The 23,343-nt window shown below is 63.7% G+C and carries 18 protein-coding genes; 8 read left to right on the top strand and 10 right to left on the bottom strand.

Features of this window, described 5'->3' with window-relative positions:
- The first annotated feature begins 51 nt into the window (after positions 1 to 51).
- Together arnT and PspCFBP13528_RS10630 are read left to right on the top strand one after the other, a co-directional pair.
- Complete coding sequence (gene arnT / locus PspCFBP13528_RS10635) at positions 52 to 1,707, top strand: lipid IV(A) 4-amino-4-deoxy-L-arabinosyltransferase (protein WP_137200168.1); 1,656 nt, start codon at positions 52 to 54, stop codon at positions 1,705 to 1,707.
- A gap of 21 nt (positions 1,708 to 1,728) precedes the next feature.
- Positions 1,729 to 3,246, top strand: a complete 1,518-nt coding sequence (locus tag PspCFBP13528_RS10630) for a glycosyltransferase family 39 protein (protein ID WP_137200167.1) — start codon at positions 1,729 to 1,731, stop codon at positions 3,244 to 3,246.
- 304 nt (positions 3,247 to 3,550) lie between these two features.
- Here the strand turns inward: PspCFBP13528_RS10630 and PspCFBP13528_RS10625 are convergent, their stop codons facing one another.
- A complete protein-coding gene (locus PspCFBP13528_RS10625) occupies positions 3,551 to 9,823 on the bottom strand; it encodes a non-ribosomal peptide synthetase (protein ID WP_137200166.1) in 6,273 nt (2,090 codons plus the stop codon).
- A gap of 488 nt (positions 9,824 to 10,311) precedes the next feature.
- Between PspCFBP13528_RS10625 and PspCFBP13528_RS10620 the strand changes: the two genes are divergently transcribed.
- Positions 10,312 to 11,106, top strand: a complete 795-nt coding sequence (locus PspCFBP13528_RS10620; protein WP_137200165.1) for a helix-turn-helix transcriptional regulator — start codon at positions 10,312 to 10,314, stop codon at positions 11,104 to 11,106.
- Positions 11,106 to 12,530, top strand: coding sequence for an AdeC/AdeK/OprM family multidrug efflux complex outer membrane factor (gene adeC, locus PspCFBP13528_RS10615; RefSeq protein WP_137200164.1), 1,425 nt, complete (start codon positions 11,106 to 11,108; stop codon positions 12,528 to 12,530). Before PspCFBP13528_RS10620 ends, adeC begins: the two co-directional genes overlap by 1 nt.
- 7 nt (positions 12,531 to 12,537) lie before the next feature.
- Here the strand turns inward: adeC and PspCFBP13528_RS10610 are convergent, their stop codons facing one another.
- Positions 12,538 to 12,798 (bottom strand): hypothetical protein, encoded by a 261-nt coding sequence (locus PspCFBP13528_RS10610; protein ID WP_065952983.1) that lies wholly within the window; start codon positions 12,796 to 12,798, stop codon positions 12,538 to 12,540.
- A 552-nt stretch (positions 12,799 to 13,350) separates the two neighbouring features.
- On the opposite strand from PspCFBP13528_RS10610, the gene PspCFBP13528_RS10605 reads away from it, so the two are divergent.
- The gene (locus PspCFBP13528_RS10605; RefSeq protein WP_137200163.1) at positions 13,351 to 13,626 is read left to right on the top strand and encodes a DUF3077 domain-containing protein; all 276 of its coding nucleotides are present in this window, start codon (positions 13,351 to 13,353) and stop codon (positions 13,624 to 13,626) included.
- A gap of 111 nt (positions 13,627 to 13,737) precedes the next feature.
- Here PspCFBP13528_RS10605 and PspCFBP13528_RS10600 read toward each other — a convergent pair whose 3' ends face one another.
- From PspCFBP13528_RS10600 to PspCFBP13528_RS10585, 4 genes are all read right to left on the bottom strand, one after another.
- Positions 13,738 to 14,670, bottom strand: a complete 933-nt coding sequence (locus PspCFBP13528_RS10600; protein WP_137200162.1) for a pyridoxamine 5'-phosphate oxidase family protein — start codon at positions 14,668 to 14,670, stop codon at positions 13,738 to 13,740.
- Positions 14,671 to 14,749: 79 nt separating this feature from the next.
- The gene (locus tag PspCFBP13528_RS10595) at positions 14,750 to 15,634 is read right to left on the bottom strand and encodes a LysR family transcriptional regulator (RefSeq protein WP_137200161.1); all 885 of its coding nucleotides are present in this window, start codon (positions 15,632 to 15,634) and stop codon (positions 14,750 to 14,752) included.
- The gene (locus PspCFBP13528_RS10590; RefSeq protein WP_137200160.1) at positions 15,634 to 16,554 is read right to left on the bottom strand and encodes a LysR family transcriptional regulator; all 921 of its coding nucleotides are present in this window, start codon (positions 16,552 to 16,554) and stop codon (positions 15,634 to 15,636) included. The genes PspCFBP13528_RS10595 and PspCFBP13528_RS10590 overlap by 1 nt, the downstream gene beginning before the upstream one ends.
- Before the next feature lie 16 nt (positions 16,555 to 16,570).
- A complete protein-coding gene (locus tag PspCFBP13528_RS10585) occupies positions 16,571 to 17,203 on the bottom strand; it encodes a glutathione S-transferase (protein ID WP_137200159.1) in 633 nt (210 codons plus the stop codon).
- Between the two features lie 203 nt (positions 17,204 to 17,406).
- Between PspCFBP13528_RS10585 and PspCFBP13528_RS10580 the strand changes: the two genes are divergently transcribed.
- From PspCFBP13528_RS10580 to PspCFBP13528_RS10570, 3 genes are all read left to right on the top strand, one after another.
- Entirely contained in the window at positions 17,407 to 18,483 is a 1,077-nt protein-coding gene (locus PspCFBP13528_RS10580; RefSeq protein ID WP_137200158.1) for an aldo/keto reductase, read from the top strand.
- A gap of 69 nt (positions 18,484 to 18,552) precedes the next feature.
- Positions 18,553 to 18,795 (top strand): hypothetical protein, encoded by a 243-nt coding sequence (locus PspCFBP13528_RS10575; protein ID WP_137200157.1) that lies wholly within the window; start codon positions 18,553 to 18,555, stop codon positions 18,793 to 18,795.
- A gap of 269 nt (positions 18,796 to 19,064) precedes the next feature.
- Positions 19,065 to 19,901, top strand: coding sequence for an HAD family acid phosphatase (locus tag PspCFBP13528_RS10570; protein ID WP_065952974.1), 837 nt, complete (start codon positions 19,065 to 19,067; stop codon positions 19,899 to 19,901).
- Positions 19,902 to 19,925: 24 nt separating this feature from the next.
- Here PspCFBP13528_RS10570 and PspCFBP13528_RS10565 read toward each other — a convergent pair whose 3' ends face one another.
- From PspCFBP13528_RS10565 to PspCFBP13528_RS10550, 4 genes are all read right to left on the bottom strand, one after another.
- Positions 19,926 to 20,699, bottom strand: coding sequence for an OmpA family protein (locus PspCFBP13528_RS10565; RefSeq protein ID WP_137200156.1), 774 nt, complete (start codon positions 20,697 to 20,699; stop codon positions 19,926 to 19,928).
- A gap of 11 nt (positions 20,700 to 20,710) precedes the next feature.
- Positions 20,711 to 21,103, bottom strand: coding sequence for a DUF4398 domain-containing protein (locus tag PspCFBP13528_RS10560; protein WP_065952972.1), 393 nt, complete (start codon positions 21,101 to 21,103; stop codon positions 20,711 to 20,713).
- Positions 21,104 to 21,281: 178 nt separating this feature from the next.
- On the bottom strand, positions 21,282 to 21,704 hold the full coding sequence (locus PspCFBP13528_RS10555) for a RidA family protein (protein WP_065952971.1): 423 nt from the start codon (positions 21,702 to 21,704) through the stop codon (positions 21,282 to 21,284).
- Between the two features lie 51 nt (positions 21,705 to 21,755).
- The gene (locus tag PspCFBP13528_RS10550) at positions 21,756 to 23,339 is read right to left on the bottom strand and encodes an FAD-dependent oxidoreductase (protein WP_137200155.1); all 1,584 of its coding nucleotides are present in this window, start codon (positions 23,337 to 23,339) and stop codon (positions 21,756 to 21,758) included.
- Positions 23,340 to 23,343: the final 4 nt, after the last annotated feature.

Here is a 23,343-nt window from a genome sequence, read left to right as displayed (position 1 = left end):
TAATTATTCAAACTTCGCGCCTGCGGCTGAACGTCAAGGAGCGAGTTTTTCATGAGCCGATTGAAGCCCTTGCCAGTGCTGGTACTTGGCCTGGTCATTTTCCTGGTGCTGCCATTGGGCCTGCACGGTCTGTGGACCCCGGATGAAACCCGCTACGCCCAGGTCAGCCAGGAAATGCTGATGAGCGGCAACTGGGTGGCGCCGCACTTCATGGGGGTGCGTTATTTCGAGAAACCGGCCGCGGGTTATTGGCTGATTGCCCTGGGCCAGGCAGTGTTTGGCGAAAACCTGTTCGGCGTGCGTATCGCCTCCGTCCTGACCTCGGCATTGAGCGTGCTGCTGGCCTATCTGATTGCCCGCCGTCTGTGGAGCGACCCGCGTAAAAGCTGCGCCTGCGCATTGCTCTACATGAGCTTCGGCCTGGTGGCCGGGCAAGCCGGGTATTCCAACCTCGATCCGCAATTCACGTTCTGGGTCAACCTGAGCCTGGTCGCCCTCTGGTTTGCGCTCGGCAGCGCCACGCCACGCGCGCGTCTGGGGGCCTGGGCCCTACTGGGGCTGGCCTGCGGCGTGGGCTTCATGACCAAGGGCTTTCTGGCGTGGCTGCTGCCGGTGCTGATCGCCATGCCTTACATGATCTGGCAGCGCCGCGTCGGCGAGTTGCTGCGCTACGGCCCGTTGGCGATCCTGGTCGCGGTGCTGGTCTGCCTGCCGTGGGCGCTGGCGATCCATGGGCGCGAGCCGGATTACTGGCGTTTCTTCTTCTGGCATGAACACATCCGCCGCTTCGCCTCGGACACTGCACAGCATGCGCGGCCATGGTGGTTTTTCCTGCCGATCATGGTGGTGGCGTGCCTGCCCTGGTCTGCCCTGTTGCCCGCCACCCTGATCAGGGCCTGGAAAGACAGACGCGAGCCGGCCATTGTCTTTCTGGCCCTGTGGCTGTTGCTGCCCCTGGGCTTTTTCAGCCTGAGCAGCGGCAAGCTGCCGACCTACATCATGCCGTGCCTGTTACCCCTGGCGTTGCTGATGGGCCATGCCTTGATCGACCTGCTCAACCAGCACAAAACCCGTGCGATCTTCATCAACGGTGCGCTCAATTTCATCCTCGGCATGACGGCCATGGTGGCGCTGATTTACCTGCAGATCGCCAGCCCGATCTACAGCAACAGCCACGCCGAGATGTTCAGCCTGTCCCTGGCCTTTATAGTGCTGCTCGGCTGGATCCTGGCCAACCTGCTGCAAGCGATGCGGCCTCTGACGTTATGGGCGACGCCGGCCCTGGGTATCGGCCTGCTGGTGGCGCTGCTGCCGGCGAGCATGCCGCAGATTATTGCCGACAACGAAATGCCCGACCAGTTCGTGCTTGAGCATCTGGATGAACTGCAACACACCCATGCTTTGCTGAGCAACGAACTGGGCTCGGCGTCCGCCCTGGCCTGGCGCCTGCGCCGGCCGCAGGTGGCGTTCTACAACACGGCGGGAGAGCTGCGCTACGGCCTGGATTACCCGGATACGCAACCGCGCAAGGTCACCCTGGACAACGTTCAGTCCTGGTTGAGCGAAGCACGAACCCAGGGCTCGGTCGGCGTGCTGATGCGCGTCAAAAGCACCAGCGAACACCTTGAGGAAGGCCAACTGCCGCCCGGTGGCAAGCGCTACCGCAAGGGCAACCTGGTACTGACGATTTATCCCCAACAACCTTGATCACCCTCACAGGAACACCCCATGCGCGTGTGCAAAACCGAACGCGGCGCCCTCGCTTTATTGCTCGGTGTCTCGGCCTTGCTCCTGCTGCTGGGCCTGGGCAGTCGCGACCTGTGGGGGCCGGAAACGCGCTGGGCGAACATCGCCCTGCAGATGCTGCAAAGCGGTGACTACTTCGATCCGTATCTGAAGGGCGCACCCTATTACGACAAACCCCTGCCCTCCTACTGGCTGATCACCGGCCTGGCCAACCTCATGGGAGGCCTGGGCCCGTGGTCGCTGCGCCTGTCATCGGTGATCGCGGCCTGGCTGAGCATCTGGCTGGTGTACCTGATCGGCGAGCAACTGTTTCGCAAAGGCACCGGGCTGATCGCCGGCTGGATGCTCGCCACCACGTTCTACTTCCTGTTCTGGGCCCGCGTGGCCACCGCTGATGTGCTGACCGTGTGCGGCGTGCTGGCGGCGGTCTGGTGGTATTGGCGCGGGCCGGACGATACCCGACTGGGGCGCTATAGCGTCTTCTTCCTGTTGCTGGCGGCAACGTCGCTGTTCAAGGGCTTGATCGGGTTCGTACTGCCAGGGTTGGTGCTGCTGCCGCATCTGCTCAGCCAGCAGCGCTACAAACGCCATCTCAATGCGCGGCTGGTACTGGCGCTGCTGATCGCCGGCGCCTTCTACGCGATTCCTTTCTTGCTGTCCCACCTCTACGGCGCTCCCACCTACGGCGAGAGCGGCCTGCAACTGGTGTTTCGCGAAAACGTGGTGCGCTTTTTCGACCCCTTCGACCATATGGGCCCGATCTACACCTACCTGATCTACCTGCCGGCCTACACCCTGCCGTGGGCGCCGTGCTGGATGCTCGGCGCGTGGCTCGCCATCCGTCATTGGCGCCGTACACCGCCCAACGTGCGCTGGCTGGTGTGGAGCCTGGGCCTGTTGTTCGTATTCTTCACCGCCAGCGGCAGCCGACGCAGCTACTACGTACTGCCCCTGGTGCCATTTGCCCAACTGCTCGGCGCCTGGTGGCTGAGCGAACGCCTGCGCCAACAACCTGACCGCTGGCCGCGCTGGCAAAAAAGCTTCGGTATTGCCGCAGCCTTGATGCTGTTGGTGCTGGGCGTGATCTACCCCTGGACCACCGGCAACGGCGGCGTCACCCGCTTTGCCGACGATGTGAAAGCCCAAGCGGTGAAAAGCGCACCGTGGAACCAATGGCAACTGGTGCTGGTGGAAGTGGACAACAAGCTGCCGATGTACCTGCAAAACGGCGGCAAGCCGTTCTACTACATCAGCGAAACCCAGGATTTCCCGCGCCAGGGCGACAGCGCCGCGTTCATGGCCTGGCTGGAAAAAACCAGCGGCCAGGGGTTCGATCCGCAGCACACGATTATCGTCGCGCAGTACTCCAGGGAAGATCCCCAGCCGTTGGCATTTTTGGGGGTTGATCATCAGGTGGTTACGACGCAGCCGGATAATGGCGAGCGGTTGTTTCAGCGGCGGTCGGGGGGGAGCGTGGCGTTTATTCCCGAAGGGCATTGAGAATGCCGGCACTGCAAAAATGTGGGAGGGGCTTGCCCCCGATGGCGGTGGGTCAGCTGATGCAGCTGCTGCTGACACTCCGTCATCGGGAGCAAGCACCCTCCCACAGTGTCCGCGTTCCAAGGCCTCGATTCGGCGGCGGCGGTTGAAATGCACGGCTGACGGCGTTCAACGGTGGGGAAGGCAACACCGTGAAATGTGGGAGGGGGCTTGCTCCCGATGGCGGTGGGTCAGCTGGTGCAGCTGCTGCTGACACTCTGTCATCGGGGGCAAGCCCCCTCCCACAGTGTCCGCGTTCCACTGCTCAGATTCGGCGGCGGCGGTTGAGTTGGGGGATGGCGGTTTGCGCAACTTCCACCTGCGGTGCTTGCGGCACCGTGCGCGCCGCCAGTTGCGCCAATGTCGGCTGGCTGAACAACGTCCGTGCATCCACCTCCAGCCCGGCCTTGCGCAAGCGTGCCACCAGGTTGACCGCCAGCAACGAATGCCCGCCCAGTTCAAAGAAGTGGTCGTGCCGCCCTACCCGTTCCAGTTTCAGCACTTGTGCCCAGATCGTGGCCATCAGGTGTTCCACCTCGCCCTGAGGGGCTTCATAGGCGCGGCTGACCACCGCCTCCAGCCCCGGTTCCGGCAAGGCCTTGCGGTCGAGTTTGCCGGCAGGGTTGAGCGGCAGGCTCTCGAGTTGCACGAAAGCAGCCGGCACCATGTACTCAGGTAACTGTTCCAGCACATGGGCGCGCAACGCGTCCAGGCTGGGGGCCTGCTCGCGCAGGGTGAAATAGGCCACCAGGCGCTCGTCGCGAATCAGCACCGCCACTTCCCGCAAGGCGGGATGAGCGGCCAGGCACGCTTCGATCTCGCCCAGTTCCAGGCGCACGCCGCGCAGTTTGACCTGGAAGTCATTGCGCCCGAGAAATTCCAGGTTGCCGTCCGGCAGGTAGCGCACCAGGTCGCCGGTGCGATACAGCCGGTCACCGGCGACGAAGGGGCTGTCGATGAAGCGTTCGGCAGTCATCTCGGCCAGGCCCAGGTAGCCACGGGCGACACCGACACCGCCTATGTGCAACTGGCCGCTGATGCCCATCGGTACCGGTCTGTCATGGTCATCCAGCACATACAACCGAGTATTGTCGATCGCCCGGCCGATCGGCAGTTGCAGCGCGGGCACCGGCGCGCCCGGCTCCAGGGTCCACGCGCTGCTGTCCACCGTGGCTTCGGTGGGCCCATACACGTTATGCAAGCGCACGCCAGGCAAGCGCGCCTGCACGCCGCGCGCCAGGGCCTCGGTCAGCTCGCCACCGCCGCACAGCACGTCGGTCAGGCTGGTGCACAGGGCTGACGCTTCCAATTCAAGAAACTGCTGCAACATCGCCGGCACGAACTTGATCACGCTGATGTGCTGCTCGCGGATCACCTGCGCCAGGTACGCCGGCTCGCGATGCCCGTCGGGCCGCGCCAGCACCAGGCGCATGCCCTGGGTCAGCGGCCAGAACAGCTCCCACACCGAGCCGTCGAAGCTGAACGGCGCGCGTTGCAGCAAGGCACCGCCCGCGGTCGGCGGGCACAGCCGCGAGCCCCAGTGCATGAGGTTGCCCAGGCCGCGATGCTCGATCATCACGCCCTTGGGGGTGCCGGTGGAGCCGGAGGTGTACATCACGTAGGCCAGGTGGTCGGCAGTCAAACCCGGCACCACCGGGTTGTCGGCCGGAGCCTGGTGCCAGGTGCAGTGGTCGAAATCGATCACCGGCACCGCCACCTCCTGCACACAGTCACGGGTGGCGGCCTGGAGCAGCAGCGCCACCGGCTGGCTGTCTTGCAGCATGTAGGCCAGGCGTTCGCGGGGGTAGCCCGGGTCCAGCGGCACATAAGCGCCGCCGGCCTTGAGAATCCCCAGCAAACCCACCACCAGGTCCAGCCCGCGCTCGACGCACAGCGCCACCCGCGAATCCGGCTTTACACCGTGTTCGCGCAGGTGAAAGGCCAACTGATTGGCGCGTCGGTTGAGTTCGCGATAGGTCAGTTGCTGCGTGCCTGCCTGCACCGCAACGGCATCCGGCAGTTGCCGCACCTGGGCCTCGAACAGCGCTTGCACGGTGAGGGTTTCGGGATAGGCGGTGACGGTGGCGTTGAAGTCCACCAGGAGCGCCTGCAATTCACTGGAGGGCAGCACCTGCACATCGCGCACCGGGCTGGCCGGCGCCTGTTCCAACGCCTCGACCAGACCGTTGAGCGCTGTGTCGAGGTAACCCAGCACGCGTTCGGCCCCCACGGTGCGTGGCGCCTTGGCCTTGAGCCGGAAGCCGCTGGCGATGTCGTCCGCCGTAAGCATCAGCGGATAACTGAGAATGTCCTCGCTGCTGAGCAAGGCGATACCCGGCACCAGGTTCAACGCCGGCTCGGCGCGGGTATGACGGTAATTGAGCAGGCTGTTGAACAGCGGCGCGGCGCTGCTGCAGCGCTGGGCCAGGGCCAACGAGGCTTGCTCATGCACGAGCAAGGCGCTCAGTTGCTGGTGGGTGTCGGTCAATGCATCCACCACGCTTTGCCCGGCCAGGCGCACGCGCAGCGGCAAGGTGTTGATGAACATGCCCAGGGCGCGATCGGCGCCCTCGCCCGCTTGCAGGCGACCGAGCAACACCGTGCCGAACACCACGTCTTCGCGGCCGGCCACGCGGCTGAGCACCTGCGCCCACGCGAGGTGAAACAGGCTGGCGGCACTGACCCCAAACGCGCGAGCCTGGGCACGCAGGCGTTGGTTGAGTGATGCATCGAGCGCCTGCACGCACTCTTCGATTTCAGCCCGATCCGCCTGGCGCTCCTGCAAGCCGAAAGCGAGGGTCGGTTCATCCACGTCCGCCAGGCGCTCGCGAAAAAACGCCTCGTGGGCTGCTTGCCGCTGCGCTGAACGGGTCTGCGCGACCACGTTGCGGTACGGCACCGGCACCGGCAACTGCGCCTGTTGACCGAGCAGATGGGCGCGGATTTCGTCCACCAGCACGGTGGTCGAGGTGGCGTCGTTGACCAAATGGTGAAAGCGCAGCCTGGCCACCCAGCGCTGGTGGTGCGGCTCTTCGGCGTAATCCAGGGCCATCAGCGGCGCGTGGCGCAGGTCCAGCGGCCGGGCGGGTTCACGCAGCGGTTCGAGCGGCAACCGCGCGTGCCGCCACACCACCTGCATCGGCTGTTCAAGGGCGTCCCACACCAGGCTGGTGCGCAGGATGTCGTGACGGTCGATCACCTGTTGCAGCGCCTGGGCAAACGCGTCCAACTGCTCGCGGCGCGCAAAGCTGAACATCGCCTGCTGCTGGTAGGGATCGCGCTCGTCGGTGATGTGGTGATAGAGCAGGCCTTCCTGCAGCGGCGCCAGCGGGTAGATCTCCTGCACATTGCCGGCGCCACCGGGAATGCCGGCGACGATGCGGTCCAGGCTGGGCTGGTCGAGGTCGGCCAGGGCAAGCATGTCCGCCGTAATCCGCGTGCAACCGGCCGGGATGCGATTGGCCGGTACCGCTACTTCGCTGCCGTCACTGGCCGCCGCCAGCGCTGCCAGGGTGGGCTGGCCGAACAACACCTGCACGTCGGCCTGCAGCCCCGCCTCGCGCATACGCTGCACCAGTTGCACCGCCAGCAGCGAGTGCCCGCCCAGTTCGAAGAAATGGTCGTGCCGGCCGACCTGTTGCACCTGCAGCAACTCGGCCCAGATCTGCGCCAGCGTGGTTTCGACGCCCTCGCGGGGCGCCTCATAGCGGCGGGTGACAAAGGCCGCCTGGGTGGGCGCCGGCAACGCCTTGCGGTCGAGCTTGCCATTGGCGGTCAGGGGCAACGCCTCGAGGTGAACGTAGGCCGCCGGCAGCATGTAATCGGGCAGCGAGACGTGCAGATGGGCGCGAAGCGTTTCGATGTCCACCGGGTGATGCGCGATGAACCAGGCCAGCAATTGCCCTTCGCGATATTCCACCACGCAGGTCTTGATCGATGGGTGCGTCGCCAGGGCTGCTTCGATTTCCCCCAGCTCGATACGCACACCCCGAATTTTCACCTGGTCGTCATTGCGCCCCAGGTATTCAAGGTTGCCGTCCGAAAGCCAGCGCGCCAGGTCACCGCTGCGGTACATACGGCCGCCGTTGAAGGGGTCGTCGACGAAGCGTTCGCCGGTCAATTCGGGACGATTCAGGTAGCCCCGCGCCACGCCCTGCCCACCGATATACAGCTCCCCCACGACGCCAATCGGCACGGGCCGTTGTTGCGCGTCCAGCAGGTAGATAAGGGCATTGGCGATGGGCGCGCCGATGTGCAACGGCTGGCCGGCGTCTACGCGCCCGGAGGTGGCGACCACGGTGGCTTCGGTCGGGCCGTAGTTGTTGATGACGTTGAAGGTTTGCGCCCGGTTGAACCCGCGCAGGCGGTCGCCGCCGATCAGCAAGGTGCGCAAAGTGGGGTGCGCCAGGTGCTGGCTGAAAGCGTATTCGGCCACCGGCGTGGGCAGGAAACACACGTCCAATGGCTGGGCGCGCCACCACTGGAGCAGCGCATCGATATCTTCCGCACCGTCGTGGGCGGGCGGTAGATGCAGGGTCGCGCCGACGCACAGCGCCGGCCAGACTTCCCAGGCCATCGCATCGAAACCAAACCCGGCGACACTGGCGGTATGGCTGCCCGCGTGCAGGTCGAAGGCCTGGCAATGCCAGTCCACCAGGTTGGACACGCTGTGGTGCTCGACCATCACGCCCTTGGGCAAGCCCGTGGAACCGGAGGTGTAAATCACATAGGCAAGGTGGGACGGCATCACCGCGACCTGAGGATTGCTCTCGGCGCCGTGGTCACTGGACCCGTCCAGCGCAAGCACCGGCACATCCAGGGCCGGCAGGCGATGCAACAGGTCGCGCTGGGTCAGCACCGCCACGGGCGCGCTGTCGTGCAGCAGATAATTCAAGCGCTCAGTGGGATGGGCCGGGTCTATCGGCACATAGCAGGCGCCGGCCTTGAGCACCGCCAACAACCCGGCCAAGGTCTCCAGGCCGCGTCGCGCCAGCACCGCGACGCGCTCATCCGGCTGCAGGCCGTGGGCCAACAGTTGATGGGCCAGCGCATTGGCCTGACGGTTGAGTTGCGCGTAAGTCAGTTGCCGTCCCTGATACACCGCCGCGACGGCGTGCGGCGTGCGCGCCACTTGAGCCTCGATACGCCCATGCAGGGTCTGCGGTGTGGTGTTGGGTTGCGCCGTGGCATTCCATTGCTGCAGCCGGGCCTGGTCCTGTGGCGTCAGCAACGCAAACTCGCCCACCGTCAGCGTCGTGTCTGCCAGGCCCTGCTCCAGCAATCCGGTGAGGCGCTGTGCCAACGCCTCTACGTCGCCCTGCTCAAAGTACGCCTGGTTATAGACGCAATGCAGGCATGCCGTGTCCTGGTAACGGTTGCTGCGCAAGTGGATCGCCAGCGGCAGCGGCTCATGGTGGTTGGACACCTTGACCGCACGGGCCTGCACCTGGCCGTAGCGCAGGTCGTGGTCGTCCTGCTCGAACGACACCGACAGGTCGAACACCTGTTCGCGATCCGTACGCCGCAGGCCCAGCTCGCGGTTCATCTCACTGAGGGGGAAGCGCTGGTGGCGCATGTCCTGCTTGAGCTGATCGCGCACCCCGCGCACCAGTTCACCGAAACTCAAGGCTTCGCTGAACTGCAACCGCACTGCGCTGACCTGGGCGAACAAGCCGACCGTGGCGCGAAAGCGCGCGTTGGAGCGGTTCAGAATCGGCAGGCCCACCACCCATTCATTGCGCTGGCCGGTACGGGTGAAATACACATACAGCGCCGCCAGCAACACATGGAACGCCGAAGCCTGGTAACGGTTGGCCACGTGTTCCATACGGTTGAGCAGCGCCACCGGGAAAGGTTGCACGCACGTATTGCTCGCGGCCTTGGCGGTGTGCCGTGGTGTGAGCAGTGGCTCGGGCAGCACCTGGTATTTGTCCAGCCAATACTCACGATCACGGGCGTAGCGGGCCGATTGCCGGTAGCGCTGGTCGCTGTCGATGAAGTCGATATAGGACGGTGCCAACCCGTCTGCTTGTCGGCCGTGCTGCACGGCGGTGTACAGCTGGGCAAGGGATTGCAGCATCTGGCCGACCCCCCAGCCGTCGAGGATCAGGTGATGGGCCTGGGTGCCAAGGCGGTAATGGTCGTCGTCGAGTTTGACCAGGAAAAAACGATACAACGGCTCGCCGCTCATGGCGTAGGGCCGGGCCATTTGCGCCTGCATCAAGGACTGGGCGGCGGCCTTGGGGTCGGGCACGCCGCAGAAGTCGTACTGCGCCACGTCCACCGTCCATTCGGCGGCGAAGGTTTGCCGGGGCAAGCCATCGGCGCCGCTGTGCAGTTGGGTGCGCAATGCGTCGTGCCGGGCCACCAGCAGCTCGATCGCACGCTGGATCCATTCGGGTGCGATGGCGCCGGGCAGATCAACGTAACCGCCGATGTTGTACAACGGCGAGTGACCCACGCGCAGTTGGTCGAGCCAGATGTCCTGTTGCGCGGCGGTAAGGGGAAAGCTGGCCGGCGAGCTGGAAAGTTGCGTCATAAGATCCTTCTCATGGGGGTCAGGCACTGGCCGCGCAGGGTCGCCCATTACCACGAATTGACCGGATTTGAGCATGGTGAAGCGAGGGCGTCTGACACCCGAAACCCGGACATCCAAACGGATAGAGCGGGCTTGGCTGAGGGTTCACTGCTGAAACGATGAAAGCCTTGTAGGAGATTGGCTATATGTGTCCGACGTTTAATTTGAAAAATGTTTTTCAATTTTTGAGTTTTCTTTAACTATCAATAGGTTAATCACATTTAAAGATTCACCTTTCGTCCTCGTATGCTGAGTTAACTGTAAGAAACGTCGAATTAATGACGCGGATTTTATGGCAGCTTGTGTCCCTCGATTCCGCTACATACGTAGGACAAATCGCTATGGCTAAATGAAATCTCGAACGCCGAGTTACGTTCACGCAGTACGGAATGCCCCGAACAGACCCAGGGCATCCGTTGACGGTTTTCGACATCAAGGATGAGATGGCTATGAGTCTGCCCCCTAGTATTACCGATACCCAGAGCCCACATTTCTATGCCGAAATGGGCGCGCTTATTTCCAGCAGCGGCCAAGAGAATTTCGCCGCGAACATGCTGCATCTGGTGGATAAATGGATACCGGTTCATCTGGTGGACCTCAGCGAGTGGTGCCTCGATGAACTGCGTGACAGCGTGCTGGATATCAAACTGCTGGGCAGTGCGGGCCTGAACGAAGACCTGCCCGCGCCTCAGACACTGCACTCGCTTGACGACCACCCCCTGCTGCGACAGATGCTGCGCATGCAGGACCCGCTGCTGATCCAGATGAAAGCCAAGGCCGACAGCGCACACCCGCGTGGCAGCTCGCACCAGTGCAACCTGGTTTCGCGCCAGGGTCATCGACGCTGTGTGATTTCGTTCTATCGCCCACCTGCCGAGCGCGGGTTTTCCCTGGCGGAACTGTCGTTTCTCAAATGCCTGTCCGAGACCTTGCTGCCGTTGATGGAGCGTCACGTGCTGATCCTGCGCCAGGCGCCGCACGCCGAGGCGGAGCCTGGGCACAACGGGCTGGAGCAGTCGCAATTGCAGCGTGAGTTCTACAAGCGCCTGGCGCTGAGCGACATCACCCTCTCGGCCCGCGAGCAGGAAGTGTGCCTGGGCCTGTTGACCGGCGGCACCGTGCCGCAGATCGCGGAAAAACTCAGTGTGAAAAACAGCTCGATTGAAACCTACCTCAAGCGCGCCGCCGCCAAGCTCGGTGTGAGTGGCCGACACGGCCTGGCCAAATGGATGGTGGGCGCCTGATGCACACACGGACCCTTGCCGCCGTTGGCGTAGCCTGGATGCTCGGCGGGTGTTCGCTGATCCCCGAGTATCAGCGGCCCGACGCGCCCGTGCCGGCCCACTATCCCCACGACGGTGTGTACCGCCAGGCGCAGGCCGGCACACTGCCCGACGCCATGGACTGGCGCCAACTGTTCCACGACCCGGCACTGGCGCCGTTGATCGACGCGGCATTGGTCAACAACCGCGACCTGCGGGTCGCCGCACTGAATGTGCAGGCATTCCAGGCGCAGTACCGTATCCAGCGCGCCGACCTGTTCCCGGCGGTGTCCGCCACGGGGGCCGGCAAGCGTCAGAAATTGCCGGAGGGTGTGACCGGCACCGGTAAGTCGGCGATCACCTCCAACTACTCCGCCACCCTGGGCTTGAGTGCCTATGAACTCGACCTGTTCGGCCGCGTACGCAGCCTCAGCGAACAAGCGATGCTGACTTATCTGGGTACCGAACAAGCCCGGCGCAGCGCACAATTGAGCCTGGTGGCCAACGTCGCCAACGCCTACCTGACCTGGCGTGCCGACCAGGAGTTGCTGGCCCTGGCCGAGCAGACCCTGGCGGCCAACGATCGCAGCTGGCAACTGACCAGCCGCAGCAAAACCGCCGGCAAGGCCTCGGCGCTGGACGTGGTACAGGCACGCACGGCGGTGGAAAGTACCCGCGCCAGCGTGGCCCGCTACGAACGCCAAGTGGCCCAGGACCTCAACAACCTCACGCTGCTGGTAGGCGGCCCGGTGGATGCCAACCTGCCCGCGCGCCCACTGGCCGACGACCTGGTCGCCCGCGTGCCTGCGGGGTTGCCTTCAGACCTGCTGCAACGGCGACCGGACATCCTCCAGGCCGAATACCAGCTGCAGGCGGCCAACGCCAATATCGGCGCGGCCAGGGCGGCGTTCTTTCCGTCGATCACCCTGACGGCCAACGCCGGCAGCACCAGCACGCAACTCTCGGGTTTGTTCAAGGGCGGCGCGGGCACCTGGACGTTCCAGCCGCAAATCAATCTGCCGATCTTCAACGCCGGCAGCCTGCGCGCCAGCCTTGATTACGCCAGGCTGCAGAAGGACATCACGGTGGCGCAGTACGAAAAGTCCATCCAGACCGCTTTCCAGGAAGTCGCCGACGGCCTCGCCGCGCGCCAGACCTTCAACGACCAACTGGACGCGCAACGGGATTTCGTCGCCGCCAACCAGCGCTACTATGACCTGGCCCAGCACCGCTACCGCAGCGGCGTCGACAGCAACCTGACCTTTCTCGATGCGCAGCGCGCGTTGTTCAATTCACAGCAGGCGCTGATTGTCGATCGCCTGGCGCAACTGGTGGCGCAAGTGAACCTGTATACCGCGCTCGGCGGCGCGTGGGATCAGCCGCCAAGCCTTGCAACTGCACGCTAGGGCAGCTTCAGACCAGCAGTTTGGGGATTACGGCCACGGGAGCCGGGGGCGTGTGCGGTGCGTTGTCGTTGTTCATCCAGGTTTTAAGCGTCGTCACTAACGTGCCCAGCAACTTCAACAGCTCGGCTGTTTCCAGATCACTCCGGTTGGACTTGAAAACCTGGCCAATGACATGGTGTGCTGGCACCTGGCCAAAACGCTCGAATTGATCAAGGGTTTTACCCGCCAGTCGAGAAGTTGCGCCGTCAGCTGTGTTGAGCGTGACCATTGTGTATAGCCTCATTTAACGAAAGGATAGAAATCGCAGTGCGATCAAGGATGCATGACTTGCCCACCGTCACCGTCGGGCATTGAGTTCAACAAGCACTCATGCGTGGCCAGCCGGTAGGAAAGGTTCCTGATGCCAACGTGGGCGTGCGGTAACAACATCCTTCTACTTCAGCCGATTTCTATCGGAAAACTCCGCAAGCCCGGCGTTTTCATCCGAGCGCAGTATTGCGCCGCCCGGCAGCATTCAGCGGGCTGCGGACACATCACGCTTGTCGGACCGCTCTTACGCAACTTTCGGGTTGCGTCCGATGAACCCCGCCGCTAACCTTCGCGAGTCGCTGCAAAATCAGCGAACGGGTGTGGTAGCCCAGTTCTTTCATAGACCCCAAAACGCTCGCGGGCGTTTTTTTGTGCGGGCTGCTTTGTGGCGGCTGTGCATGGGAGGCTTCGGCCTGCCGGGTTTCTATGACCGGTCTACCACCCCGTGTACAGTCGCCTCCCTACTTCGTGTGGTAGCGAAATGGAGGTGCTCATTCATAGGAGCTTCGCCATGAAAAAAGTCACGCCCAATCCCCCGCCATCCCCCTCGGATGACAACCTGCAATTACCCCCCGATGTCATCTTCTCCGTCCGCCCAGGCCTCAGCACCGAAGCCGCCTTGAGCAATGCCAGCGAAATGCTGGAGTCAGCGACCGTCTGCGCCTATGACTGCGCCGAACACGTGGATGGCGCCAGTCGCAAGCATGTTTTAGCCGTGGTGCAGATGATCGAAATAGCGAAGTTACTGGTGGATAATGCGCTGAACCGGGAATGTCCGGTGGCCTGATCCGGAACGCCACCCCCCAGCACAGTGCAACCCCTGTGGGAGCTGCCGAGCTTCAGCGAGGCTGTGACAGCGCCCACATCTGATCTGCCGTGCCGGCAAGACCGCACCTGGCTAACAGCGTCCCATCGCCAGGCTATGGGGTGAAAACTCTACGAACTGCCAACGCAATGCCAAGGCCGCGGGACGTCGGATCACCTGTTCCACGGTCACCGTCCACAACCGCTGCGCCCCCTCGAACTCGGCCACCTGCGGCCCGCTGAGCATCAGCGATGTACGCCCCGCCACTTGCAGCATGTCCCCCGACTCGAAATCGATGAACAACAACCCTGCCACCGGGTTGGCTTGCAGGTTGCCGAGGGTGTTGAAGAACAGGTTGCCGGCAAAATCGGGGATGGTCAGCACGTTGCCCTGCACCTGCACGAACCCGGTGTTCCCGCCCCGATGAGAAACGTCCACCGAACGCTCGCCGTGCAGGTCGACATAGCTGGCGACGAAGAAGGTGTCGGCGTTGCGGATCATGTGCTGATCGGCGCCATCCAGGCTGTCGCTGCGCTCGGCCACGTCAGCGGGTTTGCGCGCAATCGTGTCGACCGGGCGCAGTTGGATGTATTTGGGGCAATTGCCGAAGCTGTGCACCACGTCCACTGCAAAGCCTTCGTGATCCACTGCGCCAATGCGACCGTTCATGCGATTGCGCCGACGTGTGTTCAGGTCGATGCCAAGCACGCCGACGGCTGCGCCGGCCGTGATTCCAGCGCGCGCCGGATCGCTGTTGGAGGGCAGGCTGTCGATGTGCAACCGGTACGGATCAGGTGAATGCGCGAAACCGGGCGCGCCTTCGAGCATCGTCGCCCACGGCGTGCCCTGTTCATCCACCGCGCCCACCACCAGATAAGGCAGCAAGGGATAGAAATCGCGATGTTGCTCGGGCAGATGATCGCGTATGACCTTGGGGCCGATCACGGCCATGCGCTCGGCCGCGCCGGCACTTGCCTGCAGTTGCCGTTCGCCGGCATGCCAGGGGGATTGCTCGATCGAGTTCATGACGGTCACCTCTCGTTGGATAGCTGGATGCTGCGCCTGACCCGACGCGGAGAGAATGACCACCCCGGGCAATCCACTATTACGCCAGCTGAAATGCCGGGTGCCCGCGCAATGCCGCTACACAGTCATCGACAAAACTGCGCACACGCATCGGCGCATGGCGACCTTCGCGGTAGACCACCTGCACCGGCACCGCAGGCAGCTCAAAGCCTGGCAATACGCGATGCAGCCGGCCACTTGCCAGGTGCTCGTGCACCGGATAGTTCAAGCAACGCACCAGCCCCGCGCCCTGCACGGCCGCATTGATCGCGCCTTGCACCGTGGCGCAGCGCAGACGTGCGCGGGCCTTGAGCTGACAGTGCGCGAAGTCCCACTGCACCGGGTCGGCATCGGCGATCAGATGGTGCTGCCTGAGGGCGTCGGGATGCAGCGGCTCGCCGTGGGCGGCAAGGTAGCCGGGACTGGCGCAGAGGATGTGCCGCACATGCCCCACCGGTCGCGCGATCAAGGATGAATTGGGCAACGCGCCCACCAGCATCGCCACGTCCAGCCCTTCCTCATGCAGGTTCGGGTAGTAGTCGTGATAGTGGGCGAACAGGCGCACCAGCGGGTAACGCTCCATGTACGCGGCCAGTACCGGCGCCATCACATAGCGGCTGAACAGCAACGGCATGAATACGCGCAGATTGCCCTGGGCCTGGCTATGCAAGCCCTTGGCCGACGCTTCGGCCGCCTCCACCGCCGCCAGCAACCGCACGCAGTCGGCCATATAGGCAGTGCCGGCGTCGGTGAGGCTGACCCCACGGGTGCTGCGCTGCAACAACCTCACCCGCAAACGCGCTTCCAGACGCGCAATCGCGCGCACCAGGGTCGGGCCCGAGACGTGCGCAACGCGCGCCGCCGCCGCCAGACTCGGTTGCCCGGCCAGCGCCACGAACAACTGCATATCGCGATAGCGCTCCATCAACCGCGCTGCTTTTTCATCGGCTTGAGGGCCACGTCATGCCCCAGGCGCTCGGCCAGAAAATCCACGAATGTGCTGACCTTGGCCGGCACTCGCCCGGTGTTCTGGAACACCACGCGGATCGGCAGCGCCGCCGGCTCGAAATCCTGCAGGACAATCTCCAGCTCACCGGCCGCCACGGCCGCCGCGACCTGATAGGACAGCACCCGGGTCATGCCCCACCCCAGCCGCGCCAGGTTGATCGCGGCATGGTTTGCCGTGACCGCCAGGCGCGGTTCGATCGGCACCGTCAGCGGCAGCCCGTCGTCAACGAAGGCCCATTCACTCACCCGTTGGCTGGCGGATGAGGCGACGATCTTCGCTTCACGCAAGTGTTCAGGCCGCTGGGGTCGCCCATGCCGAGCCAGGTAAGCGGGCGATGCGCACACGACCCGGCGCACCTCACCGACCTCGATCGCCTGCTGCCCCGGCTCGGGCAGATGACCGATGCGCACGGCCACATCGACACCTTCGTCGCTTATATTGACGACGCGGTCGACCAGCAGAGCATTGATGTTCACCTGGGGAAAACGGTCGAGGTACTCCCCCAGCGCCGGCGCCACAAACAACTCGCCGAACAGCACCGGAGCAGTCACGTTCAGTTGCCCGCAGGGGATCGAATAACTGCCCGCCGCCGCTTCCTCGGCTTCGTCCAGCTCGGCGAGGATCCGCCGACAGTCTTCCAGGTAACGCTGCCCGGCTTCGGTCAGGTGCAGGCTGCGGGTGGTGCGCGCCAGCAGTTGGGTGCCGATGCGTTGTTCCATGGCGGCAATCGCCCGGGTCACGCTGGGCGGCGAGGTGTTCAGACGCCGCGCGGCGGCGGCAAAGCCGGCCTCTTCGGCCACCGCAAGGAACACCTGCATTTCATGAAAACGGTCCATCGACACCCCTTGAAGATTACTCTGATTGCAGCCCCACCACGGTGCGCGGCATGCCGACGAAACCCGGCAATGCTTCAATACTGGCGAGCCAGGCGCGCACCTGAGGATAGTCGGCCAGCGACACGTTGCCTTCCGGCGCATGGGCCACGTAGGTGTAGAAGGCAATATCGGCAATGCTCGGCAGGTCGCCGGCCAGAAAGCGGCTCTCGCCCAGTTGCTGCTCCACCACGTTCAACAGGGCGTGGGCGCGGTTGATGGCAACGGCTGTGTCCACCTCGGCACCAAACACCGTGGCCAGGCGCGCCGTGGCAGGCCCGGCATGCAATTGACCGGCCGCCGCCGAAAGCCAACGCTGCACACGTGCCTGCCCCACCGGGTCAGCGGGCAGCCACTGGCCATTGCCATATGTGTTGGCGAGGTACACCAGGATCGCGTTGGAGTCGGCCAGCACCGTGCCGCCGTCGTCGATCACCGGCACCTGGCCGAAGCGGTTGAGGGTGGCGAGGAATTCGGGTGATTTATGGGCGCCTTGCTTGAGATCCACCAGGATAAATTCCATGGGCAGGCCCAGCAGGGATAGCATCAGCTCGACCCGGTGGGAGTGGCCGGACAGGGGAAAACCATACAGTTTGATCGCAGGCTGGGTCATGAAAGGCTCCAAGGAATAGGTATCAACGCCAGGCATGTTCCACCCCTGTCGGACTTAGCGGAATGGCCAGGAATGACAATCCAGCATTTCACCTGATGAAACAATCGGGCGCTAAGCCAAACACAGGATTTCGATAAAAAAATTCAAACTATCGCCCCTCCCATCGTTCACACCTTCACGTGCAACGCAATGTAGGAGGCAACATGCAATACCGACAACTGGGCCATTCCGGCCTGCTGGTCTCGGAAATCATCCTGGGCACCGTGCCGTTTGGCGGTCGTGCCGAGTTCGAGAAATGCGGCGCGGTGGACGTGCCCCAGGCCAGGCGCATGTTCGAGATCGCGTTCGACGCCGGGGTGAATATGATCGACACCGCCGACCTGTACTCCCATGGCCTGGCCGAGGAAGTGGTCGGCAAAGCCTTGGGCGACAAGCGCAACGATATTCTGCTGGCGACCAAAGGCCGCAGCCCGGTGGACGAGAACCCGAACAATTCCGGCTCGTCGCGCTACCACTTGATTCGCGCCTGTGAAGCCAGTTTGAAGCGCCTGGGCACCGACCATATCGACTTGTACCAACTGCACAACTGGGACGGTCTGACGCCGATCGAAGAAACCCTTGAAGCGCTGCGCCTGTTGGTGGGCTCGGGCAAGATCCGCTACTTCGGCACCAGCAATTTCACCGCCTGGCAAATGATGAAAGCCCTGGGCAAGGCCGAGTTGCACGGCATGCTCAAGCCGATCACGCAGCAGATCTACTACACCCCAGAATCCCGCGAGGCCGAGTACGAGCTGCTGCCTATGGCGCTGGACCAGAATATCGGCACGCTGGTGTGGGGACCGATGGGTGAAGGCCTGCTGACCGGCTCGACCCGGCGCGGGCATAAGCCACCGGCCAATACCCGCCAGGGCAGCGGCTGGCCGGAACCCTACGTGCATGACCAGGAACGGGCGCTGGATATCATCGAAACCCTGGCCGCCGTGGGCGACGAGCACGGTGTGTCGGTGGCGCGCACCTGCCTGGCGTGGCTCAAGGATCGCCCGGGGATCACCTCGCTGATTGTCGGCGCCCGCACCGAAGAGCATCTGCGCGACAACCTTGCGGCGACCGAGCTGAAACTGACCGAGGAGCAATCCTCACGCATCGAGGCCGTGACGCGCCGTCAGCCGCTGTATCCTTACTGGCATCGCTTTACTGCGGGGATCGATCGCTTCGATCCGGCAGAACAGCCGTTCCTTGCCGAGCATCAAAAAACCATGGATGCGCGCAAGGACAAATAGCCCCTGCACGCAGCACATCAACAGGTGGGAGAGGCTTGCGCCCTCTCACCTTTGATAAGGGAGATCGCGTTGATCGCACAGCTCATGATCGCCGCCCTCGGCGTCGTCGCCATCTGGTTCAGCCAAAGCAAACGTCTCAACGTGCGCCGTTATGCCTGCCTGTTCGGCATGGCCGGGCAGCCGTTCTGGTTCTGGTCGTCGATCAATGCCGAGCAATGGGGCATTGTGCTGCTCAGCTGTTTCTACACGGTGGCCTGGGCCAAGGGCATCAAGACTCACTGGATTGATCGCAAGACTGATGAACCCGTCTAGCCGCACGCCACCCCGACCGCGTGGCCAGCAATTCCCCCCTATTGACGCCTTGGCAATGAAACCGCCCAAGACACGCGTCAGGCCTGCTCAGCTCGGTTGGCGAAGCGCCATCGACTAGGCTTCCTCGTCAGAGGAGCCTTCCATGATGAGCTCGATGATGGCTTCTCTATATTCCTTCACATCTAAAGGCATACCGGTTCTATTCGCCTGATAGCATGAGTTCCGAATGCCGCCTGAGCCAAAACTGCTTTCATCTGCGAGACCACACTATGCGTAACCTGATTGTCGCCGGCGCTTGCCTTTTATCCATCACCCTGACCGGCTGCCAGCACACCCCACCGGCCAACGACCAACTGGACGCCGTGCTCTGGACCCAGACCTCCATCGAGCACGAGTTGATCTACCGTCAGCTCTTCGCCAACGCCACCCGCCAACTGGATGTCGCCCTGGCCGATCCCGGCTGGGACGCCCTGCCCTTTCCCGCGCGAGATCTCACAGGCCTGCCGCCGGCGGTAGTGGTCGATATCGACGAAACCCTGCTGGACAATGTGCCGCTCAATGCCCGCGACATTCTGAACAACCAGGTCTATTCCTATGACCGCTGGAACACCTGGGTCGACCAGGCCAAGGCCCAGGCGCTGCCCGGTTCGGTGGCGTTCCTGCAGGCAGCCCGGCAAAAAGGCATCAAGGTCTATTACCTCACCAACCGCGAACACAGCCAGGTTGCGGCCACGGCGCGCAACCTGCGCCTGCGCGGGTTCCCGATTGAGAGCGATGAACACATCCTGGCAGCCAGCACGCCTACCGGCCACTGCGAAAGCGCCGGCTATGGCAAGAACTGTCGTCGCCAGTGGGTGGCCAGCCATGCGCGGGTGCTGTTGATGGCCGGTGATTCCCTGGGCGACTTCGTGCAGGCCGAACACAACACGCTGGCGGCCCAGCGCAAGGCGGTCGAACCCTATATGAACTGGCTGGGGCAGCGCTGGTTCCTGCTGCCCAATCCGAGTTACGGCAACTGGTACAGCGCGCCCTATGGGGATAATGAGAAGTTGGCGTTCGAGCAAAAGCGCAGGCTCAAACAGCAGGCGTTGCAGTTGCAGGAGTAGCAGCGTGCACTACTCCCGCCTGGCTCAGCGGCGTGCGCTGACGGCTGCGCCGTCGTTGGACACGATCACTTCCACACGGCGGTTCAACTGGCGTGACGGCGCGCTCAGGTTATCGGCCACCGGGTACTGCTTGCCGTAGCCCGCCACGGTGATGCGTTCGCTGCCCACGCCGAACCGCTCCAGGCCACGCGCCACGGCCTGGGCGCGACGTTCGGACAAGCTCTGGTTGAAAGCGTCGCCGCCGGTGCTGTCGGTAAAGCCTTCTACGCGAACCTGGCGTTCAGGGTTCTGCAACAGAAAATTCGCCAGCCCCTGGAGGTCGCGCTGGCTGCCCGGCTTCAGCTCGGCCTTGGCGGTATCGAACAGCACATCGCCAAAGGTAATCACCTGGCCGCGCTCCGACGGCTGCGCCTTCATGGCCTGCAAGGCCTTGAGCTGTGCGGTCCTGACGTCAAGCTGGACCTGGGTGCGGTCGACTGCGATGTTGTCGAGCCGCGCATCGATTTTGCGGCCGGCAATGGTCTGTTCCGCTACCGCGATTCGCTGCGACGCCAGGTACGCCAACTGGTCGATCTTCGGATCGGTGCGCTCATGCAGCGAAACCTGGTTGGCGCGGTCAAGCGCATTGGAGGCGATACGCGTCTCGACTGCCGCCAAGGTGGTGGACTCAGGCTTTTGCTGCAAGCTGGAAAATTGACTGCGCGCTTGCAGCAGTTGCGCGTTTTCCGGTGGCGTGGCGCAACCGGCCACGGCCAGCGCCAAGGCGGACAGAACGGGAATGAAGTAAGTGGCACGCATGGGGAGAATCCTCAGTGGGTAGTCGCGGGAGCGTTGAGCATTTCCTGCTTGAGCACCTGGATGCCCTCACGTGCCTGCTGCAAGACCTGCTGTTTACGCACCGTGTTGGCCTTCGTCTCGGCGAGGTTGGCGTCGACTTCGATCTGCTCGGCCAGCGCGTCCACTTCCACGTAGTGTTTTTCGCCGATGGCTTGCTCCATACGCGCCAGTTTGTCTTGGGCGGTCTTCATCTCCAGCGGTGCGAATTGCGTGGCTTGCGCCGCCAGGGCGCGGCCCACCGAATCGCGGGCCAGGGAGATTTTTTCCGTCGGTGCCAGCGGCGTGGCGCAGCCTGCCAATGTTGCCGCAACGATCACCGCCCAGGCCGAGCGGCGCAGGCGTTTGCTCACACGGGTGATCCTCATGTTTTGACTCCTAAGCCTATTCGTATGGCTGTGGGGCCTGTTAGACAGGCCCCTTGCCGTCTCGCTTGTGGTCAAGCGATGGCGCCATCCTAGGAGGAAAAACACGGGCGAGAAGAATGAAAACTCCCAGATACCTGTAGGGGATTTCTCAGAGAAAGGGTGACAGTCTGCCCTGCGCTCACACCGCCCTGGCCGCCACCGCCTCTACTTCCACCAAGGCCCCGGGCAATGGCAATGCCACCACCTGCAACGCCGTGCGCGCCGGTTTGTTCGGTTGTTCAAGGGTGCCAAAGAACTGCGTATACCCGCGCTGCAATCCGGCGAAATCCAACTTGCCGTCGGTTTGTGCGGCGCCCACCAGGAACACCCGCAACTGCACGATATCGCCCAGGTCCAGATCCTGCTGCCCAAGGATGTTGCGCAGCTTGTTGAACACCGACACCGTTTGCACTTCGGTGTTGCCGTACACCCCGGGAACGTTCGGGTCGACCAGGTCCGGCAAGGTGCCGCTGACGAATACCAGGCTGGCCGAGGCCGGCACGGTCACGGTTTGCGAGATGGGGAAATCGCCGACGCTGGTGCGTTGGATACTGTCGCTCATGGTGTTGCTCCTTATTGGATGTCTACCCAGGTTTTAAAGGCCGCCGCAGCGTTATGACGCCGCCATTGCCGCACGGTGACGTTGCCGGCTCACGCGTTCGGCCAACTGCGCAACCACATGCCGCGCCGAGTTGGCCGCCGACTCCTGCCAGATACCCACGCCGCTCTGCACCAGACCGTCGCCGGCGAAGTACACGCGGCCGTGGGCCTGTTCCAGCAACGCGCTGGCCTCGGCGGGAAAGTGCTCGCGTTGCAGCCAAGGGCCTTCGCTGTAGGGGATCTGCTCCCAGGCCACCGCCAACGGGTGGCGCAGCTGCCTGGAATAACCGGGGTGCAGCAGTTCCACGGCGTGCCGGGAGGTGGCGTACTGCGCGGCGAACGACTGCGCGCCGAACGCGCCGGCGCCCTCCCCGGTGACATAACCGGCCACCAGTACCCCGTCGCGGGTGTTGAGGTCGTTGCTTGGGTACCACAGCAGGCGCGCCGGATGTTCAACCCAGGACAGCCCGCCGTAAATGCGGTAATCGGTTTCCCAGAAGCGCGGCGATTGCCACGCCACTTTGGTCGCCTGGTCGCTGCGGGTGCTGAGCAAGGCGGCTTTGACCGGGTCGCTGAAGTCGGTGTCAAGCCTGGCCAGCAATGGCAGGGGCAAGGTGGATACCAGGTAATCGGCACGCACCACCTGTTCACGGCCGCTGTGCTGGTCGTGATAAGTCACCGCGACGCCGTCTTCCAGTTGGCGAATCTGTCGCACCTGAGCGCCCAGTTGCACCTGCTCGCGCACACGTTGATAGAACGCCTCGGTGATGCGGTCCATGCCGCCCACCGGCTGAAACATGGTCGCCGAGAACTCCGGGAATTCGGTGTGCAGCAGCGCGCCCCACAGCTCGGGATGCAGCAGGCGCTCAAGGCCGATCGGCTGCGCGCTGGCGGGCAGTGCGCCGGGATGCACGGGCGATTCACGGTGGCCGGAACGCAAGCTGCCTTCGTAGGCCAGCGCCTGGGAAAGGTCGCCATACACTTGAAGGAATGCCAGCAAGCGCGTGCGTTCCTCGCCGCTCAATACGTCGTCGAGCGCATCACGCTGCACCGCCTTGGCCAGCAAGCCGGACAGATGGCCGCGTGCATCATTGACCGCCTGGCCGACGGTGAACGCCGGTTGTTGCAGGTCCGGCCGCACCTGGGCGCCATGGCTGCTGTTGACCAGCACTTGCAGCGGCACACCCAGTTCGCTGCAGTAGTCGAGGATGGTGCGGTGCTGGCTGGGAATGCGCGCGGGGCCGGCGTTGAAATACTGGCCCGGATCGAACGCTACCGTTTGCGCGCGGCCATCGGTGTAGTCCACGCGGTCGCCGTTGCGCAGGGTCCAGGTGCGCCCACCCACGCGGTCGCGGGCCTCCAGCACCTGCACGGTGAACCCGGCACGGCTCAGTTCCAGCGCGCTGACCAGCCCGGCGATCCCGGCGCCCAGCACCAGCACGCGGGTGCCCTGGCCCAGGCCGACCTTGAGTTGCAGCGGTTGCGGCCGCCGGTGTGAAGACGGCCCCAGGCCCAATGCGGCCAATGCGTCTTTGGCCGCCTGCTCACCGCCGACGGCGGCAATACTGGACAGCGCTTCACGTCGTGTCAGTCCCATGTTC

The sequence above is a fragment of the Pseudomonas sp. CFBP13528 genome (genome assembly GCF_005233615.1).
GTDB lineage: Bacteria > Pseudomonadota > Gammaproteobacteria > Pseudomonadales > Pseudomonadaceae > Aquipseudomonas > Aquipseudomonas fluorescens_AM.
This window is presented reverse-complemented; position numbering and strand designations above follow the sequence as displayed.